At 61.3% G+C, this 18,285-nt stretch carries 18 protein-coding genes; 3 read left to right on the top strand and 15 right to left on the bottom strand.

The features are described 5' to 3' along the window. Window positions 1–55: 55 nt before the first annotated feature. Complete coding sequence (locus I6E52_RS02305; protein ID WP_197154561.1) at window positions 56–1,102, bottom strand: aminotransferase class V-fold PLP-dependent enzyme; 1,047 nt, start codon at window positions 1,100–1,102, stop codon at window positions 56–58. A gap of 81 nt (window positions 1,103–1,183) precedes the next feature. Between I6E52_RS02305 and I6E52_RS02310 the strand changes: the two genes are divergently transcribed. Beyond that, window positions 1,184–2,146 carry a LysR family transcriptional regulator gene (locus I6E52_RS02310; protein ID WP_197154562.1) on the top strand — a complete coding sequence of 321 codons (963 nt, stop codon included), beginning with the start codon at window positions 1,184–1,186 and terminating at the stop codon, window positions 2,144–2,146. On the opposite strand, the gene I6E52_RS02315 is transcribed toward I6E52_RS02310, so the two are convergent. The 7 genes from I6E52_RS02315 to recO form a co-directional block, all read right to left on the bottom strand. Next, window positions 2,116–3,282 carry a cysteine desulfurase family protein gene (locus I6E52_RS02315; protein WP_197154563.1) on the bottom strand — a complete coding sequence of 389 codons (1,167 nt, stop codon included), beginning with the start codon at window positions 3,280–3,282 and terminating at the stop codon, window positions 2,116–2,118. The genes I6E52_RS02310 and I6E52_RS02315 overlap by 31 nt on opposite strands. Then, window positions 3,279–4,139, bottom strand: a complete 861-nt coding sequence (gene nadC / locus I6E52_RS02320; protein ID WP_197154564.1) for a carboxylating nicotinate-nucleotide diphosphorylase — start codon at window positions 4,137–4,139, stop codon at window positions 3,279–3,281. The genes I6E52_RS02315 and nadC overlap by 4 nt, the downstream gene beginning before the upstream one ends. Then, complete coding sequence (gene nadB / locus I6E52_RS02325) at window positions 4,136–5,701, bottom strand: L-aspartate oxidase (protein WP_197154566.1); 1,566 nt, start codon at window positions 5,699–5,701, stop codon at window positions 4,136–4,138. The genes nadC and nadB overlap by 4 nt, the downstream gene beginning before the upstream one ends. Before the next feature lie 2 nt (window positions 5,702–5,703). Continuing rightward, complete coding sequence (gene nadA / locus I6E52_RS02330; protein WP_197154567.1) at window positions 5,704–6,993, bottom strand: quinolinate synthase NadA; 1,290 nt, start codon at window positions 6,991–6,993, stop codon at window positions 5,704–5,706. After that, window positions 6,980–7,696 (bottom strand): NUDIX domain-containing protein, encoded by a 717-nt coding sequence (locus I6E52_RS02335; RefSeq protein WP_197154568.1) that lies wholly within the window; start codon window positions 7,694–7,696, stop codon window positions 6,980–6,982. The genes nadA and I6E52_RS02335 overlap by 14 nt, the downstream gene beginning before the upstream one ends. A 130-nt stretch (window positions 7,697–7,826) precedes the next feature. Next, window positions 7,827–8,639, bottom strand: coding sequence for an isoprenyl transferase (locus tag I6E52_RS02340; protein WP_197154569.1), 813 nt, complete (start codon window positions 8,637–8,639; stop codon window positions 7,827–7,829). After that, window positions 8,636–9,364, bottom strand: coding sequence for a DNA repair protein RecO (gene recO, locus I6E52_RS02345; RefSeq protein ID WP_197105824.1), 729 nt, complete (start codon window positions 9,362–9,364; stop codon window positions 8,636–8,638). Before recO ends, I6E52_RS02340 begins: the two co-directional genes overlap by 4 nt. Before the next feature lie 201 nt (window positions 9,365–9,565). On the opposite strand from recO, the gene I6E52_RS02350 reads away from it, so the two are divergent. Then, window positions 9,566–10,312: an SDR family oxidoreductase gene (locus I6E52_RS02350; protein ID WP_197154570.1), complete on the top strand. Its 747-nt coding sequence runs from the start codon at window positions 9,566–9,568 to the stop codon at window positions 10,310–10,312. Window positions 10,313–10,697: 385 nt separating this feature from the next. Next, window positions 10,698–11,360, top strand: a complete 663-nt coding sequence (locus I6E52_RS02355; RefSeq protein WP_197154571.1) for a trimeric intracellular cation channel family protein — start codon at window positions 10,698–10,700, stop codon at window positions 11,358–11,360. 139 nt (window positions 11,361–11,499) lie between these two features. Here I6E52_RS02355 and leuA read toward each other — a convergent pair whose 3' ends face one another. The 7 genes from leuA to I6E52_RS02390 form a co-directional block, all read right to left on the bottom strand. Next, on the bottom strand, window positions 11,500–13,278 hold the full coding sequence (leuA, locus tag I6E52_RS02360) for a 2-isopropylmalate synthase (RefSeq protein WP_197154572.1): 1,779 nt from the start codon (window positions 13,276–13,278) through the stop codon (window positions 11,500–11,502). Window positions 13,279–13,469: 191 nt separating this feature from the next. Next, window positions 13,470–14,369, bottom strand: coding sequence for a GTPase Era (era, locus tag I6E52_RS02365; RefSeq protein ID WP_197154574.1), 900 nt, complete (start codon window positions 14,367–14,369; stop codon window positions 13,470–13,472). Continuing rightward, complete coding sequence (locus I6E52_RS02370) at window positions 14,366–15,676, bottom strand: hemolysin family protein (protein ID WP_197154576.1); 1,311 nt, start codon at window positions 15,674–15,676, stop codon at window positions 14,366–14,368. Before I6E52_RS02370 ends, era begins: the two co-directional genes overlap by 4 nt. Window positions 15,677–15,682: 6 nt before the next feature. Continuing rightward, the gene (ybeY, locus tag I6E52_RS02375) at window positions 15,683–16,144 is read right to left on the bottom strand and encodes an rRNA maturation RNase YbeY (RefSeq protein WP_197154578.1); all 462 of its coding nucleotides are present in this window, start codon (window positions 16,142–16,144) and stop codon (window positions 15,683–15,685) included. A 1-nt stretch (window position 16,145) separates the two neighbouring features. Continuing rightward, window positions 16,146–17,195 (bottom strand): PhoH family protein, encoded by a 1,050-nt coding sequence (locus I6E52_RS02380; protein ID WP_197124377.1) that lies wholly within the window; start codon window positions 17,193–17,195, stop codon window positions 16,146–16,148. Beyond that, on the bottom strand, window positions 17,185–17,535 hold the full coding sequence (locus tag I6E52_RS02385) for a histidine triad nucleotide-binding protein (protein WP_197124375.1): 351 nt from the start codon (window positions 17,533–17,535) through the stop codon (window positions 17,185–17,187). The genes I6E52_RS02380 and I6E52_RS02385 overlap by 11 nt, the downstream gene beginning before the upstream one ends. Before the next feature lie 17 nt (window positions 17,536–17,552). Next, entirely contained in the window at window positions 17,553–18,284 is a 732-nt protein-coding gene (locus I6E52_RS02390) for a 16S rRNA (uracil(1498)-N(3))-methyltransferase (RefSeq protein ID WP_197154580.1), read from the bottom strand. Between the last annotated feature and the right edge of the window lies 1 nt (window position 18,285).

Here is an 18,285-nt window from a genome sequence, read left to right on the forward strand (position 1 = left end):
AGAAACTCCAATAGTCAGCCGAGCTGGATGCACGGTCGGCGGACGACCAGTTTAGCTAGACACGCAGCGCAGCGATAACCGCCGCGACGTCCTCTTCGGTATTCCAGAGATGGAATGCGGCCCGGAGGCGGCCAGCGCGACCGGAGGCGGTGATTCCCGCGGCCGTGAGCTTGGCGAGATCAGCGCCAGATTCATCCGGCCACGTGACGATCGCCTGATTCTGGCGTTCGATTCCGAGCGCATCGCAGAGCGTGTTGGCGAGGCCGCTGCAGTGTTCCCAGACCTCAGCAATATCGAGGTCGGCGAACATGGCGATGGGATGCTCGGCACCCACCCAGGCTTGCCACGCGGGTGATACGTCGAACTGGCGGGCATCCTTCGCTAGCTTCATGTCGGTTCCGTAGACGCTGGCCCACACGTCTTCTCCCGCATACCAACCCGCTTGCACGGGCGTAACGTGCTCGGCGAAATCCTCGGAGATCGTGAGAAACGCGACGCCGCGAGGCGAACACAACCACTTGTAGGCGTGGCAGACTGTCGCATCGAATTGGGTGGCATCCACGGGGTAAATGCCGGCGGCTTGGGTGATGTCGCAGAGAGTGCGCGCTCCGTGTGTGGCTGCCGCTGCGGTGATCGCCGCAACGTCGGCGACTTTGCCGTTGCAGGATTGGATGAGCGAGAACGCGACAAGCGCAGTGCTGTCGGTGATGGCATCCGCAAGTTCGGCCAGCGGCACAGCGCGAACCGCGAGGTCGGGGTGTTGCAGAAACGGGTACACGATCGAGGTGAAGTCGGATTCGACGACGAGCACTTCTGAGCCGGCCGGTAGCGAGCACGCGATAAGCGAGGCCATGACCGAGGTTTGTGAGCCGATTGCAACGCGCGCGACGTCGATACCGACAAGACGGGCGTAATGGCCGCGCGTGCGCTCCACGATGTCGCCGTAGTTCATGGGGTTGCAGGTGGCGGTGGCCCACAGCTGAAGTTTCTGGGTCATCTCGGTGACTGCCGCACACGTCGGCAGTCCCATGGTGGCGGCGGAGAGGTAGCCGCGAGTATTCGCGAAACTCTCGATAGCGTTCGTGAGGGCCGGTGATGTCATGCCTCCATAGTGCTCTCGTGCTATTCATGCGACAAGAGCATGATTGGGATATGAACTATCACGTCTAGTTATGCTTGTGTCATGGACACCACGCCCGATCTGCTCACGCTGCGCATCGTTCGCACCATTTCCGAACATGGCACCATCAGCGAAGCAGCGCGCATTCTGGGCTACAGCCAACCCGCACTGAGCCAACACCTCACCCGTGCTCAAACTCGCTTGGGGTTGGCGCTCGTCGTTCGCGCCGGCCGCGGAGTGCGGCTCACCGAAGCCGGGCGGTCGCTCGCCAGCCATGCCGTCACCGTGCTCAATGCCGTGGATGCCGCGAGCGCCGAACTAGCTGAGCTCGCCGGCCTCTCGAGCGGAACGGTGCGCATCGCGGCCTTCCCGACGGCGTCGTCGACGCTCGTGCCACGGTTGATTCGTCAGTTGCGGCAGCAGCATCCGAATTTGACGGTGAATTATGTCGAAGCCGAGCCTCCGCAAGCGTTGCAGCTGCTGCGGGATGGGGCTGCGGATGTCGCGATCACGTTCTCCTACCCCGAAGACCGGGCTGACCCGCATTTGTCTCGCGATGGCGGTCACACGACGGTTCCCCTCTTCACCGAGCCCGTGGTCTTGGTGCTTCCCGATAGTCACGCGCTAGCGACAGCGGATGACGTGGGCTTGGCAGATCTTGCTAACGACGCCTGGATTGCGGGCTGCACTCTCTGCCGAGGTCATTTGTTGGCACTGTGTAATCTCGAGGGTTTCGCTCCCGAGATCGGCCTGGAGACCGACAATGCCTTAGCGGTGTTGAACTTCGTGTCACGGGGGCTCGGCGTAGCGCTACTCCCCCAGTTGGCACTGTCGTCGCTGACTCTGCCGGAGGGCGTGAGCATCCATTCTCCGCAGCCGTCGAGTGAGCGCACCATTCAGTACGTGATCCAGCCGGGGGCGACGCGCATTCCCAGCGTGGCGGCCACTATTGCGATGTTGACTGCTCTGGATGGCGCGTCGTGGGGTTTGCGGGACTACCCCGAGAGTGAGCGCACGGCGCGATAGGCGGTTTCGATCTCCGCGGCGACCGTGGCGAGTTCTTCGGCCGTGGTTTCCCCATTGAGGCTGAATCGAACGGCGGTTTGGGCGATGGCTTCATCGATGCCCATGGCGAGCAGCACGTGGGAAGCGTCGTCACTCCCCACAGCACAGGCAGAGCCCGCCGAGCAGATGATCCCGGCACGGCCGAGTTCAAGCAAGAGTGATTCGCCGCTGGTACCGGGGAAACAGAATGACGCGTTGTTGGGAAGGCGAACGGATGCAGTAGCGGTCGCGTCGCCGAGCTCCGGCCCCGTAAGGATTACCCCCGGCACTCGAGCCTGCACGTCGGCCACGAAGTCAGTGCGCAAGGCAGCGATGCGTTCTGCCCGTTCGGCACGGTCGCTCTCGGCGAGTGCCAGAGCGTGAGCAAAGCCGACAGCACCGGCAACATTTTCGGTGCCGGAACGTTTGCCGCGTTCTTGACCTCCCCCGTGCAGCACGGGTTCGAGGCTTCGGCGTCCTTTGACGATGAGTACTCCGATGCCTTTCGGGGCGCCGATCTTGTGTCCAGACAGGCTAAGGGCATCAACGCCCAACACTGCGGAGTCGAGAGGAAGCCAGCCGGCTGCTTGTACGGCGTCCGCATGCAGGGGTATCCCGTGAACGCGGCAGAGTTCGGCGATCGCCGCAATGGGCTGCACGACACCCACCTCGTTGTTGGCGTACATGATCGTGCAGAGGGTGGTGTCGGGACGAAGAGCCTGACGCACCTCGTCGAGGTCGACAAGACCGTGGCTATCGACCGGCAGAACAGTCACCTCGAAGCCGTGGATGCGCTTCAGGTAGTCAACGGTCTCCAAGACGGCCTCGTGCTCAATCGCACTCGTGACGATGTGGTGGCCACGAGGGTCAGCGAGTGCGAGCCCTTTGATCGCGAGGTTGTCTGACTCTGTGCCACCCGACGTGAAGATGACATCGGATGCCCGGCACCCGATCGACGCGGCAACGCTCGTGCGCGCGCCATCCAGGGCCCGCTTGGCGGACTCCCCCAGCTCATGATGGCTAGAAGGGTTGCCGAAGTCTCCCGTCAGCAACGGCCACATCGCTTCGAGCACCTCACGGCGCACCGGCGTGGTTGCTGCTGAATCGAGAAAGATCATCGCGCTGCTGCGCTCACCGCAATATCGAGACCAAGGTCAAGCGAACGCACACTGTGAGTGAGGGCTCCTACAGAGATGACATCAACACCGGTCGCCGCAATGGCGGCAACCGTGTCGAGGTTCACTCCACCACTGGCTTCGACGATTGCCCGGCCAGCAACCAGCGCAACACCGGCACGCAGGTCATCGAGCGAAAAGTTGTCGAGCATGATCGTGTCTACGCCCGCGGCCACTACAGTCTCGACCTGGTCGAGGCGATCAACCTCCACCTCCAAGTGCGTGGTGTGCCCAATACGTTCGCGGGCACGACGAATCGCTTCGCCGAGATCGATACCCGATGCCTCGAGCACGGCGAGGTGGTTGTCTTTCGCCATCACGGCATCCGAGAGACTGAAGCGGTGATTGTGGCCACCGCCACTGCGCACGGCGTGACGTTCAAGCGCGCGCAGCCCCGGAGTCGTCTTGCGAGTGTCAACGATGCGAGCGTGAGTGCCCGCCACCGCGGCGACGTAGGCCGCCGTCTGGGTGGCGATGCCCGACATCCGCTGGCTGAGGTTGAGAGCGATGCGCTCCGCCCGCAGCACGCCACGGGCATTGCCGGAGACGGTAGCCAGTTGCTGGCCCGCGGTGAAGGTGTCACCGTCACGGGTGTGGAGCGTGACCTCGGCGTGAGCATCCACCAGCTGGAACGTGCGGGCAAAGACATCAAGCCCACTCGCGACCCCCGGCTCGCGCGCGTTGAGCACTGCGGTCGCAGTGGCGTCCTCGGGAACGAAAGCCTCGCTCGTCACGTCACCCCACGGTGCATCCTCGGCAAGCGCCATGAGGATGACGTTGTCAACGAGTTGCTGATTCATCGCTTGACCGTCTCTGCTTGATCTTCAGCGGGAATGAAATCCCCGGCCACGTTCACGGCGGCCCACCGGGTGGAGAAGGCAAGTTCTTCGCGTGTTTCGGGGAAGTCGGTGCGTTCGTGGGCACCACGGGACTCTTCGCGGCGCAGGGCCGCAACAACCACGAGACGGGCAAGGTCAAGAAGATTGGCGTTCTCCGCGCCCTCGACGGTGTTCGACTCGGAGTGCCAGCTGGCCAGAATAGCGGCGGCTTCGCTGAGTCGCGTTGCGTCCCGCTCAAGACCGACATGGCTCCACATGAGTTCGCGCAGTTGATCGCGAGTGAAAGCGTCTTTACCCGTGATCTCGAACTGCGGCTCGAGCGCGTCAACCTCGATGGCCCGCTGGGGCTCGTTGAGAGCATCAGCAGCGCGCCAGGCGAAGACGAGCGACTCGAGCAGGGAGTTGGAGGCCAAGCGGTTAGCGCCATGAACACCGGTGCAGGATGCTTCTCCCACGGCATAGAGACCGCGCACGCTCGTGCGGCCATCGATGTCGGTGCGGATGCCGCCCATCCAGTAGTGCGCAGCCGGCGTCACGGGAATCGGCGCTGTGCCCCAATCGAAGCCGTGCTCTTCGCACACCTCGGTGATGCCGGGGAATCGCTTCGCGAGAAACTCGGAACCGAGGCCCGTGGCATCGAGCATGATGGGCCGGCCACCCTGCTTTTCCATGGCGCGGGCGATACCGCGGGCAACGACATCGCGCGGGGCGAGCTCGCCATCGGGGTGCACGTCGAACATGAAGCGCTTGCCGTGCTCATCGAGCAGCGTTGCGCCCTCACCGCGAACAGCTTCTGACACCAGCGGGTTGCCGGGCACCGCGAGCGACGTGGGGTGGAACTGGAAAAATTCGACATCGGCAAGGGCGGCACCGGCTCGGTACGCCGCAGCCACACCATCACCCGTCGTAACGAACGGGTTCGTCGTGTGCTTGTAGAGCTGGCCAGCACCACCACTGGCGAGAATGACAATGTCACCGTCGATCACGCGCGAATTACCGTCGGGGGCAATCACATCGATGCCGGTGACGCGGGGCGTGCCGTCGGCATCCGTCTCCGTCACGAGATCGCGCATGAAGGTATAAGCGTAGGTCTCGACCGCGAGAGCACGGACGGCCCGCAGCAGGGCAACTTCGATCGCAAGACCAGTGGCATCTCCCCCGGCATGAATGACCCGCCGGGAGGAGTGAGCGGCTTCGTGACCGCGCGCTAGCTCGCCGTTGGCGACTCGGTCGAACTCAACACCGAGAGAGATAAGCTCTTGCACTCGCAACGGACCTTCACTGCAAAGCACCTCAACGGCATCCCGCTCGCACAGGCCAGCACCGGCAATCATCGTGTCGGAAACATGGCTGGCGACCGAATCATCGGGGAACAGCACGGCAGCTACGCCACCCTGGGCGTACTTCGTATTGCTCTCCGCCATCTCCGCCTTCGTCACGAGAACCACATCGTGGTGCGCGCTCGCGCGGTAGGCGGTGATGAGTCCGGCAATTCCTGTGCCGACAACAATGACCCGTGCCATGATTACGCTTCTTTCGTCGCTACCGGAGGCTTCGCGGCGAGCATGCGCTCGAGAGCGATCCTCGCTGGTTCTGCCACGTCGTCGGAGACGGTGATCTGGTTGAGTACTTCGCCGCGAACGAGCGCTTCGAGCACCCAAGCCAGATAGCCGGGGTGAATGCGATACATCGTCGAGCACGGGCACACCACCGGGTCGAGACAGAAAATTTCGTGTTGCGGGTATTCGGCAGCGAGACGGTTGACCATATTGATTTCGGTACCGATCGCGAACGTCGTCGGCTCGGTCGCTGCGGCAACAGCCTTTTGGATGTAGTCGGTCGACCCCGCCTCATCAGCGGCATCCACGACGGGCATTGGGCACTCGGGGTGCACGATCACGCGAACACCGGGGTGCTCGGCGCGAGCCTTCTCGATTTGGCCGACGTTGAAGCGCTTGTGCACGCTGCAAAAGCCGTGCCAGAGCACAACCTTCGCCTCGTTGAGGGTCTCAGCGTCGTTGCCGCCGAGAGGTTTGTTGGGGTTCCACATCGGCATGAGATCGGTCGAAATGCCCATCTTCTTCGCCGTGTTGCGCCCCAAGTGCTGGTCGGGGAAGAACAGCACGCGTTGCCCACGCTCGTAAGCCCACTCCAGCACGGTTGTCGCGTTCGAGCTTGTGCAGACGATTCCACCATTGCGACCGCAGAAGCCCTTGAGCGCGGCGGACGAGTTCATGTATGTCACGGGGATGATCGGCACACGGCCATCGGCATCCGGCTCGGTTCCGTAGATTTCGGTGAGCTGCTCCCAGCACTCTTCGACCGAGTCAATGTCGGCCATATCGGCCATCGAACAACCGGCGGCCAGGTTGGGCAGAATCACTGCCTGATCGGAGCGAGCCAGAATGTCAGCCGTCTCGGCCATGAAGTGCACGCCGCAGAAGATAATTGCTTCGGCATTCGGCACCGTCTGGGCGGCGTTGGCCAGCTGGAAAGAATCGCCGAGGAAGTCCGCGTGCTCCACAACCTCATCGCGTTGATAGAAGTGGCCCAAGATAACCGCACGGTCGCCGAGGGTCGCTTTAGCGGCAACGATGCGAGCGTGGAGGTCTTCGTTGGAGGCCTTCTGGTACTCAACAGGAAGCTGCCCCTGACGCGGCGCGCCCGTCGGGATGACGTCGCCCATCGAAGCCCCTGGCCCATAGCTCGGAACGCCCAGATCGAAGGTCCACGGACCATCGGCTAGCTCAGGAGCACAGGTTTCCCCGTCGCCCGTCTTGGTGATGCTCTGAATAGTCGAATCAATGGATGACACGAGTGCTCCCTGTCGTTAAGCGGCCGAGCGGGCCATTGTCAACGAGCTCAACGCCCTCGTCATAGCGGTACAACCTCGGAGGCCGGTGACGCCCTCCCGAGACAACGTGATCAGTGGGAACCAGTGAACCTGAGTTCTCAATCTGTCGACGGAAATTGGCGGGATCGAGCTGCTTCTGCAACACAGCCTCGTGCACAATGCGCAGCTCGCTCAGGGTAAAAGTCTCGCCTAGGAATGCCCGGGCGATGCGCGAGTACTCCATCTTGGTGCGCAGTCGCCAGAGCGCGTAGTCGACGATGACGTTGTGATCAAAGGCCAACTCGGGCAGGTCGTCTGCCGGGAACCAGCGCACATTCTCGCCCTCAGTGGCACGATCTGCCTCTTCTTGACGCACGAGCGCCCAATAGACAATCGACACCGCGCGAGGACCAATTGAACGTTCAACTTCACCAAAGGCGTAGAGCTGTTCAAGGTAGGCCGGTTCGAGCGCGGTCGTCTCAAGCAGATTGCGGGCTGCCGCGTCTTCGAGGCTCTCGTGGTTGTCAACCCAGCCACCGGGCAACGCCCACTGACCGTCATACGGTTCGCGGGTGCGACGCACGAGCGGAATCCAGAGCGCGCTCTCCCCCGACTCCGGAAGCGGGCGCAGGGCAAAAATCACGGTGGATACCGCGAGCGAAATTGCTTGCTCACTCTGTTGCATCGCCACTCCCTTCGGTAAGAGTCATGCTGACCTGAACACAGAATACACCTTAAAGTCATCCTGACCAAAAGAGGTATCGCCCTCAGTTTTGGCTGCGATCAGCCTCGAGCGACGAGAGAAAGCGTGCGGTCTATTGAGAGTCGTCCGTTGGAGCATCGACGGCGCCACCGAACCGGCGCGAGCGGCCGGCGTAAATCTCGATCGCCCGCCACAGGTCTTCGCGGGTGAAATCAGGCCACAGCGTGTCCAAAAACACCATCTCGGCATAGGCACTCTGCCAGGGCATGAAGTTACTCATCCGCTGTTCCCCCGAGGACCGCACAAACAGGTCAACATCGGGCAATTGCGGTTGGTAGAGCCGCTTCTGGATGAGCTTCTCTGAAACCGCAGACGGCTTCAGTTTTCCTGCCGCCACATCATCCGCAATCGAACGCACGGCATCCGCAATCTCATTGCGTCCGCCATAGTTGACGCACATCGTGAGCGTGAGGGTGCTGTTGTTCTCGGTCAGCTTCTCGGCGAACTGCAGCTCTTTGATGACCGACGTCCACAGTCGAGGTCGACGACCGGCCCAGCGAACGCGCACGCCCCACTCGTTGAGTTGATCGCGGCGACGGTGCAGAACGTCCCGGTTGAAGCCCATGAGAAAACGAACCTCTTCGGGCGAGCGACTCCAGTTCTCCGTCGAGAAGGCATACACGCTGACATGCTTCACCCCGATCTGGATGGCGCCAGCCACCACATCGAGCAGGCTCGCCTCTCCCGCTTTGTGGCCTTCCACGCGCGTCAACCCTCGAGCGTTCGCCCAACGACCGTTGCCGTCCATGACGATGGCAATGTGCTCGGGAACAGACCCCTTGGGCATCGCCGGCGGATGGATGCCCGTCCAGTCCAGCGGACGAAACTCGACGGCATCTTTATGAGTTTTTGCTACGCGGCTCATGCGCTCCGATCCACATGCTGAATGGAACGAAGACTGCGTTCCAAATGAAACTGGGTATAGGCGGCAACGACGCCACTGGCCTGGGAACGAGACCGTTCCTCGGATGCTTCTGCGACATCCCACTGGCCTGCCAACAAAGCGCCGAGCAGTTCAAGCGTGTCCGGGCTGAGTCGAGGTGAACCGGGCGGGGCAACCTCATCGGCAACCACACCACCCATTTGCGCCACGAAAACCGAATGCGGGCCCGGTGCTCCGGTCACCGCACAATCAACAAAACTTGGCGCCCAGCCTGCGATTGACAGGCTGCGCAAGAGGTAGGAATCGAGGGTGAGACTCGGGTTGTGCTCGCGCCTCGACAGAGACCGCAGCGCACCGACCAGCAGAAGGTATTGCTGCAACGAACCATCGTCATCCGTGACCTTGTCGGCCGTCTCGACCATCACACTCGCCGCGGTATAGCTCGCATAGTCGGCCGTAATCTCTGAGCCATACGACCCCAGAGACTCGGCCTGCTGGATGATGTCGAGGCTGCGCCCGATGTAGCACTGGATGTCAGCGACCATAAACGGTTCCAGTCGCGCCCCAAACTTGGAGGCCGTGCGACGCACCCCTTTGGCTACCGCCCGGATCTTGCCGTGCTCACGTGACAGCATGGTGACGATGCGATCTGCTTCCCCCAGCTTGTGGGTGCGCAGCACGACGGCTTCATCACGATAAGTTGGCACTGCTCAAGTATCCCCCGCCGTGTTGCAGTTTGCTGGATGCCAGCCCGCAGCGCCCACTGATGTCGGCAACTTTGCGCTCAACTCGCGCAATTTCTTGTTCCGCTCCCTCAGCCGCTCTCCCCTCTCCGTTCGCTTCGGAGTAGATTTTGTGGGGAACTGGACACCAACGCCGAACGCGGAATCGGCTACGGGGAGAATACGATGATTCTTGTCACTGGCGCGACGGGCACTCTCGGCCGGCCGACCGTTTCGCTACTTGAAGCCTCCGGTCACAGCGTGCGTGCGTTGAGCCGCCAACCGGGCCCAGACCGCGTCGTCGCCGACTTGAGCACCGGAGCAGGCCTGACGGCCGCTCTGTCCGGCGTCACCACCGTCATCCATCTGGCGACTGGCGCGAATACCCACGACTCGCACCACATGCGGCAACTGTTGAGGGCCATTGCCGCGCATCCGATTGATCATCTGATTTTCATGTCTATCGTCGGCGTCGACCGGCATGCGCTTGGGTACTATCGCGACAAATACCTCAGCGAGGAGTTCGTCGTCGCATCGGGCGTTCCGTACACGATTCTTCGTGCCACCCAATTTCACAGTTTCGTGGCGAAACTCTTCACCGCCCAGCGGCGATCACCCGTCACGCTCGTGCCCGCCTTCAGCATGCAACCGGTTGCCGTTGAAGACGTTGCTCAGCGACTCGTCGAACTGGTGGATGCCGGCCCCAGCGGGCACGTTCCCGATTTCGGTGGCCCGGAACAACTCCACTTTCGGGAGCTCGCGCGCCAGTGGAACGCGGCCCATTCGGTGCGCAAAACTGTGTGGTCATTGCCGGTTCCGGGAGCTGTCGGTCGATCCTTCGCGCGTGGAGTGCACCTGGCAACGCGGCCCGGAGATGGGCGTATACGGTTCGCGGCCTTCGCGGAGGCAGACGCGCGCTCGGCGGCAGACTAGCCCGTGGCAGCCGCGATCTGCCGCCAGCCGTACGCCGTTCGCATCCCAGCCCGCATCCCAGCCCGCATCCCAGTCCGTATCCCAGTCCGCATCCGCCGTTGGCTACTGGCTAGCGGCTGCCGGCTACCGGCTACCGGCTACCGGCTACCGGCTACCGATGTTGCGGTTGCTGTTGGAAACTCAGGAGATCTGGCCGCACCTACGCCAGCACGCCCAACGGTTGACGGGCAACGAAGTTCCCGCACCTCACATCTCCTGAGTTTCCAAAGGGCGGGCACCTCCACGCGGTGCGTCGCGCGAAAGCCGGAACTCTCTCCGCGCACCTCAATACGGCTTGCCCGCAACACAACCTCGCCGCGTGGGCTGCCCGTGGTACGAATGGTGCGTGAACGAGACTTTCGAGATTCCGCTGTTGGCTGGCCTCCTCGCGGTCGGCGTTGGCGCGATGCAGGGCGCGATGTTTGCAGCCCAGTTTCGTGACCGCCGCTTGGATCTCCTCGGCGTTGCAATCATCGGTATTTCTACGGGGTTTGGCGGCGGCATGGTGCGTGACATCGTGCTGTCCGAAGTCCCCGCCGTTCTTACGACAAACTGGTATCTCTTGGTCGCGACCGGTGCCGCGCTCTTCGGCATGCTTCTCGAACGCCTCATCGCGCGAATGGGCCCTCTTATTACTCTGCTCGACGCTCTCACCATTGGGCTGTTCGGTGCCATCGGCACCACGAAAGCTCTCGCCATGGGTCTGCCCGACGTGCCTGCCATCTTCGTCGGCGTAATCTCGGCCGTCGGCGGCTCGATCCTGCGCGACATGCTGCTCTCGATGCCCATTTCCCTCATGCACGTCGGGTCGCTCTATGCCGTTGCCGCCGTGTCGGGCACGACAAGTCTTGTGATCATGCGCAACTATGACGTGCCCGTGCTTCTGGCGGCGTCAATCTGCGTGGGCATCACCGTGGGCGTCCGGGTTCTCGCAGTTCTATTCAACTGGACGCTGCCCGAACAGCGCACTATCAGCGGGATGCCCAAATTCCGTCGCCCGTCACGCTAGCGAGCACCGCCGGGCGCCTCCCAACGCGGCGACAGCCCCAACTCAGCAACTCTGCCTCGCAGCAGCCCTGCAGCCCCGCCGCCCTTAACGCACGAACGCCCCACAGCACAGAGCTGCAGGGCGTTCGTCAAGCGCGGACTTAGCCTGCGACGAGTTCTGACTCGGGAGCATCCTGAGTGGCACGCACCCAACGGTTGACCGCAGACACGATTGCTTTGAGCGACGCCCGCGAAATGTCGCCATCGATGCCGACGCCCCAGAGGCGTTGGCCGTTGATGTCGAGCTCAACGTAGGCAGCCGCCTGCGCATTGCTTCCGGCGCTCATGGTGTGCTCAACGTAGTCGTAGAGTTTGACCGCGATGCCTTGGCCCTGGGCCGAAAGCATGCCCAAGAAGGCATCGATCGGGCCGTTACCGCTGTGACTGGCGTCGGTCTCGGTGTCGTCGACGCGCAGGCGAGCCTCAAGGCTCACCTCGCCATCGTTGGCGCTCGTCGTGCGGGTCGCCAGCAATTCGTAACGTCCCCACTTCTGGTCTGCGTGCTCTGCGGATGCCGGCAGGTATTCGTCTTGGAACGAGGTCCAGATCTGCTCGCTTGAGACCTCGCCACCCTCGGAGTCCGTCTTCGACTGCACGACACCACTGAACTCAATCTGCAGCTTGCGCGGCAGATCCAAATTGTGATCGGCCTTGAGCAGGTAGGCAACGCCACCCTTGCCCGATTGTGAGTTCACGCGAACAACGGCTTCGTAACCGCGCCCGACATCCTTGGGGTCGATCGGCAGGTACGGAACAGCCCAGACCAAATCGTTAACGTGCTTGCCTTCACGTTCGGCCTGCGCCGCCATCGACTCAAAGCCTTTCTTGATGGCGTCTTGATGCGATCCGCTGAAGGCCGTGTAGACGAGGTCGCCGGCCCAGGGGCTGCGTTCGTGCACCTTCAACTGGTTGCAGTGTTCTGCAGTCCGGCGAATCTCGTCAAGGTCGCTGAAGTCGATCTGGGGGTCGATTCCCTGTGTGAAGAGGTTGAGGCCCAGAGCGACGAGGTCGACGTTTCCGGTGCGCTCACCATTGCCGAACAGGCATCCCTCGATACGGTCGGCTCCGGCCATGTAACCAAGCTCCGCCGCAGCGATTCCGGTTCCGCGGTCGTTGTGCGGGTGTAGCGAAATGATGACGTTCTCGCGGTGGTTCACGTGGCGCGACATCCATTCGATGGAGTCGGCATAAACGTTGGGGGTAGCCATTTCGACCGTGGCCGGCAGGTTCAGAATCACCTTGCGCTCGGGGGTGGGCTGGAAGACTTCGAGGATCTGGTTGCAGATATCAACCGCAAACTCGAGCTCGGTACCGGTGTAGCTTTCGGGCGAGTATTCGTAGTAAACCTCGGTGCCGGGGACCATTGCTTCTGACGCCTTGCAGATGCGAGCACCGTTGAGGGCAATATCTACAATGCCCTGCTTGTCTTTGCGGAACACGACATCACGCTGCAGCACGCTCGTGGAGTTGTAGAGGTGAACGATTGCCTGCTTGGCGCCCTTGATCGATTCGTAAGTGCGCACGATCAGTTCTTCGCGCGCCTGCGTCAGCACCTGAATGGTGACATCGTCCGGAATCGCGTTCGTCTCGATCAGCGAGCGAACAAAGTCAAAGTCGGTCTGGCTAGCCGAAGGGAAGCCGACCTCGATCTCCTTGTAGCCCATCTTCACGAGTAGATCGAACATGATCCGCTTGCGTTCGGGGCTCATCGGGTCGATCAGAGCTTGGTTACCGTCGCGTAGATCAACGGCACACCAGCGGGGTGCCTGAGTGATGTGCTTGGACGGCCACGTGCGGTCCGGCAGATCAACGGGGATGATCTCGTGATACGGACGGTACTTGTGGATCGGCATCGATGATGCGGACTGATTGTTCTTCATGGTGTGCTCCTGCTGTTCTCAAAGCCTTGTGGGCCACTCGTTACGGATCTGGTCAGCCAATGACAAACACCGCGACGAGGGAGGCCTCTATTAGGACTCGTCGCGGCAGCTAAGGAGGAGCAGACCGAACAACACATTTTCAGACTAGCACTGCCTATGCCGCAACGAGTGATTGGTTACAGAACCGCTACCTAGAAGCCGAGGCGGCCCAGTTGCTTCGAGTCACGCTGCCACTCTTTGGCAACCTTGACGCGCAACGAGAGGAAGATCTGCTTGCCCACGAGCTTCTCGATCTCCGCACGAGCGCGCGCTCCCACGTCCTGCAGGCGCTCACCACCCTTGCCGATAATGATGCCCTTTTGGCTATCGCGCTCGACGAAAATGTTCGCGAAGACTTCGAGAAGGTTTTTGTCCTCGCGCTCAATCATGTCGTCGATCGTGACGGCAATCGAGTGCGGAAGCTCATCCATGACGCCCTCAAGCGCGGCTTCGCGAATGAGCTCCGCGACGCGGGATTCCGTCGACTCGTCGGTGACCGCATCATCCGGGTAGAGAGCATTGGAGACCGGCATGAGCTTCACGAGCTCGGTGGAGAGAATGTCGAGCTGGATGCTGTCGAACGACGAGATCGGAATGATCTCGTCCCAGTCGCGCAGTTCAGCCACGGCCTTCAGCTGCTCGGCTACGCCGGGGCGCGATGACGCATCGATCTTGGTGACGATCGCGACTTTCTTGGCGCGAGGGAAGGAATCCAACTGCTCGTTGATGTAGCGGTCGCCCGGACCGATCTTTTCATTGGCCGGAATACACAGCCCAATGACGTCGACTTCACCGAGGGTGTCTTGCACGATCGAGTTGAGCCGCTCGCCGAGCAATGTGCGCGGACGGTGCATACCGGGGGTATCCACGATGATGAGCTGGCCGTCTTCACGATGCACGATCCCGCGGATGGCGCGGCGGGTGGTCTGCGGCTTCGATGACGTGATTGCCACCTTCTCCCCCACTAGCGCGTTGGTCAGTGTGGACTTGCCCACGTTGGGTCGACCAACAAAGGTCACGAATCCTGCTCTGAATTCACTGGCGTCGGTCACTGTGATTCACCGTTCTCTCGTTCATGCGAGCGTGGGTCGTGCTGATCTTCAAGCCAAGGGTCGCGAGACACCAGCACTGTGCTGATGCGTTTGCGACGCCCCTCGGTACGTTCTGCGGTGAGCACGAGCCCGGAGTAGTGCGCCACGGCACCGCTCTCGGGCAGTCGCCCCAGCGTTTTCATGATGAGCCCGCCGACAGAGTCAACTTCGTCATCATCGAGTTCGAGCCCAAACAGGTCGCCCAACTCGTCGATCGGCAGTCGGGCGCTCACTCGGAATGTGCCATCAGCCAACTCTTCGAATTCGGCAACTTCACGGTCGTACTCGTCAGAGATGTCGCCAACAAGTTCTTCGATGAGGTCTTCCAACGAGACTAGTCCCGCAATCCCGCCGTACTCGTCGACCACCATCGCAAGGTGGTTCGATTCGAGCTGCATTTGCCGCAACAAGCTATCGGCACGCTGCGACTCTGGCACGAAGAGGGCTGGTCGTGCGAGCTCTTGAGTCGTCATCTTGTCGGCTTCTGCCGGCTGTTCGTAGACCACTCGGGCAACGTCGCGCAGGTACAGCACGCCCATCACTTGGTCGATGTCTTCGCCAATGACTGGCACTCGAGATACACCACGGCTCAAGAAGAGGCCCATGGCGGCGCTGGCCGTGACCTCCGCCTCGACGGTGACCATGTCGGTGCGCGGAATCATGACCTCACGCACCACAGTGCTGTTGAACTCAAAGATTGAGTGGATGAGGTCACGATCGTCTTGATCGAGAACTTCGTGTTCAGCGGCTTCATCCACCATGCTGAGCAGTTGTTCTTCGCTCGAGAATGTTGCCGTACGCGGACGACCAGGAGTCACTCGGTTACCGAGAGCCACCAGCGCGTCCGCAATCGGACCAAGAATCACGCGGATGCTGCGCACCAGCGTCGCCGAGACCTGCATCACCTTGCGAGAGTGCGCGCGTCCCACACTGCGGGGGCTGGAACCGACCAGCACGAACGATGCCCCGGTCATGATGAGCGCGCTCAGCAACAGCACGAGCCACCACTGCTCGAAGGCAGAGGCAAACACGAGGGTCACCAATACTGCTGCAGTGGTTTCGACCACAATGCGCATGAAGTTGAGCGCGTTGATGTGCGCGCCGGTATCGAGCGAAATCGCCGTGATCGACTTTTTGGCACGACTGCGAGCCGCAAGTTCGACGAGGTCGGTGCGGCTCATGACACCGAGTGCCGCGTCTGCGGCCGCGAGCAAACCACCGAGCGATACCAGCAGGACCGCGGCGGTGATGAATATGCCGATCAACATGACCGGCTACTTATTTCGGTCGGCCAGGGCAAAGCCCGCCAGGATTTCGCGCTGAAGGCCAAACATTTCTTTTTCTTCTTCTGGCTCGGCGTGATCGAAGCCGAGCAAGTGAAGCAGACCGTGAGTCGTCAGCAGAAGCATTTCGTCCAGCGGCGAATGGCCGGCAGTTTCGGCTTGGGAGAGCGCGACTTGCGGGCACACGACGATATCGCCGAGTAATCCAGCAGGCGTCTGGCGGTCTTCCGTGCCGGGGCGCAGTTCGTCCATGGGGAAGCTCAAGACGTCGGTGGGGCCCGGCTCGTCCATCCACTGCACGTGAAGCTGTTCCATGGCGGCCTCGTCGACGAAGACTATGCCGAGCTCGGCATCCGGATGCACGTGAAGCTGGTCGAGAGCAAAAGTGCAGAGGCGCTGGAAGGCGTGCTCGTCGACATCGACGCCCGACTCGTTGTTGATTTCGATCGACACGCTAGCGTCCCTCGTGGTTGCGGCTGCGTTTCGGCGACCGATTTTTGCGGTTGTATTCGTCACGCTGCTTTTCAGCGTCATAGGTTGTATAGGCATCCACAATTTGACCGACGAGGCTGTGTCGAACCACATCGGCACTCGTCAGCTCAGCGAAGTGGATATCGTCGATGTCTCGAAGCACGTTCGAGACGAGTTTAAGCCCACTTGCTCCCTCGGGCAGGTCGACCTGAGTGATGTCGCCAGTGATCACCATCTGGGAATCGAAGCCGAGGCGCGTGAGGAACATCTTCATTTGTTCTGGCGTGGTGTTCTGAGCTTCATCAAGAACGACAAACGAGTTGTTGAGGGTACGACCGCGCATATAAGCGAGCGGGGCAACCTCAACGGTGCCGGCCGCCAGCAACTTAGGCACAAGTTCGGGATCCATCATGTCGTTGAGCGCGTCGTAGAGCGGACGCAGATACGGGTCGATCTTGTCGGTCAAAGAACCGGGCAAGAATCCCAAACGCTCCCCCGCCTCAATGGCAGGTCGGCTCAGGATGATGCGGTCAACTTCTTTGCGCTGCAACGCCTGCACGGCCTTGGCCATCGCCAAGTACGTTTTACCGGTGCCGGCGGGGCCAATTCCAAACACGATCGTGTTGTTGTCCATCGCATCGACATACTGCGACTGACCGAGTGTTTTCGGTCGAATCGCTTTACCGCGTGCCGTGAGAATTGTTTGACCGAGGAGCGTTTTCGGGCTGCCCTGGTTCTTTCGCAAGATGCGCGCCGAGGAGTCAACCTCGATCTCGCCCAAGTCGTGTCCACCGCGCACCATCGTGACCAATTCATCGACGAGTTCTTGAGCAGATTCCACCGATGCCGGTGGACCACTCAGAGTGATTTCGTTGCCGCGGACATGCATTTCAACGTCGGAGAATTTGCTCTCCACCACACGCAGCAGGCGGTCTTGGGGGCCAAGCAGTCGCACCATGGCGACACCATCTACTTCGATCGAGACGCTGACGCGCTCTGTGGAACGTTCGGACTCAGAGTCACTAGTGACCAAGGGTGCCTTCCTCGAGGTTTCCACCGAGCACATGAGCGTGCACATGGAAAACAGTTTGACCAGCGTTTTCGCCGGTATTGAAAATCAGTCTGTACTGTCCGCCTGCGTAATCGTCGGCAAGCTTCTGCGCCACCGCGACGATGTCGGCCAAGAGTGCAGGGTTGCCTGCAGCAAGTTCTGTCACATTGGCGAACTCTTCAGTCTTCGGCACGATCAGCAGGTGCACGGGCGCCTTCGGGGCGATGTCGCGAAATGCGATCACCGAATCTGACTCGAAGACAATATCGGCGGGAATTTCGCGAGCAATGATCTTCGTGAAGATCGAGGGGGAATCAGACATGTCTCTAGCCTAAACCTCTAGCTCCAACGGCCAAGCTTGACGTTCAAAGCCGCCAACGCTGCAGGGCCTGCTGTTGAGGTACGCAACACTTCACTGCCCAGCCGAATCATGGATGCACCGGCCGCTGTCAGGAGCGCTAGCTCGTGATCCGCGACGCCACCCTCCGGCCCCACAACCACAACGATGTCGCGGTCGTCAACCTCAAGCTCTGCGAGCGTCTCCGTGGCTGTGGGCTCGAGCACGAGCATCCGCGTCGTTGACGCAAATGCCGCCAATTGCTTTGTCGTCACAAGATCGAGCACGTCAGGAAGCCACGTGCGCAACGACTGCTTGCTCGCTTCGCGCACAATTGCTGCCCAGCGGTCGCGCCCCTTGGCAACTTTGGGGCCCTGCCACCGCGAAATACTGCGTGCGGCCGACCACGGAATCACGCCATCGACGCCGAGCTCAGTGGCCACTTGCACCGCGAGCTCATCACGGTCGGCCTTGGCAAGAGCCTGGGCGAGGAATACCGCGGGGGTGCGCCGGGGCGACTGCTGCACTTCGGCAACCTCAATCGTGAGTTGCGTGTGTTCTGCCGTGACAACCGGCCCCGAGACCACAAGACCCGCACCGTTGCTGATGGCAATGACTTCGCCAACTTTCAACCGTGAAACGGTAACCGCATGGCGCGCTTCGGCGTTGCCGAGCGAAACGGCATCGCCGACACTCGCGTCACCGAGCTCCTCATCGATATAGAGGTGAGCCACG

It is taken from the genome of Salinibacterium sp. NG253 (assembly GCF_015864945.1).
In the GTDB taxonomy this organism is placed as follows: domain Bacteria; phylum Actinomycetota; class Actinomycetes; order Actinomycetales; family Microbacteriaceae; genus Rhodoglobus.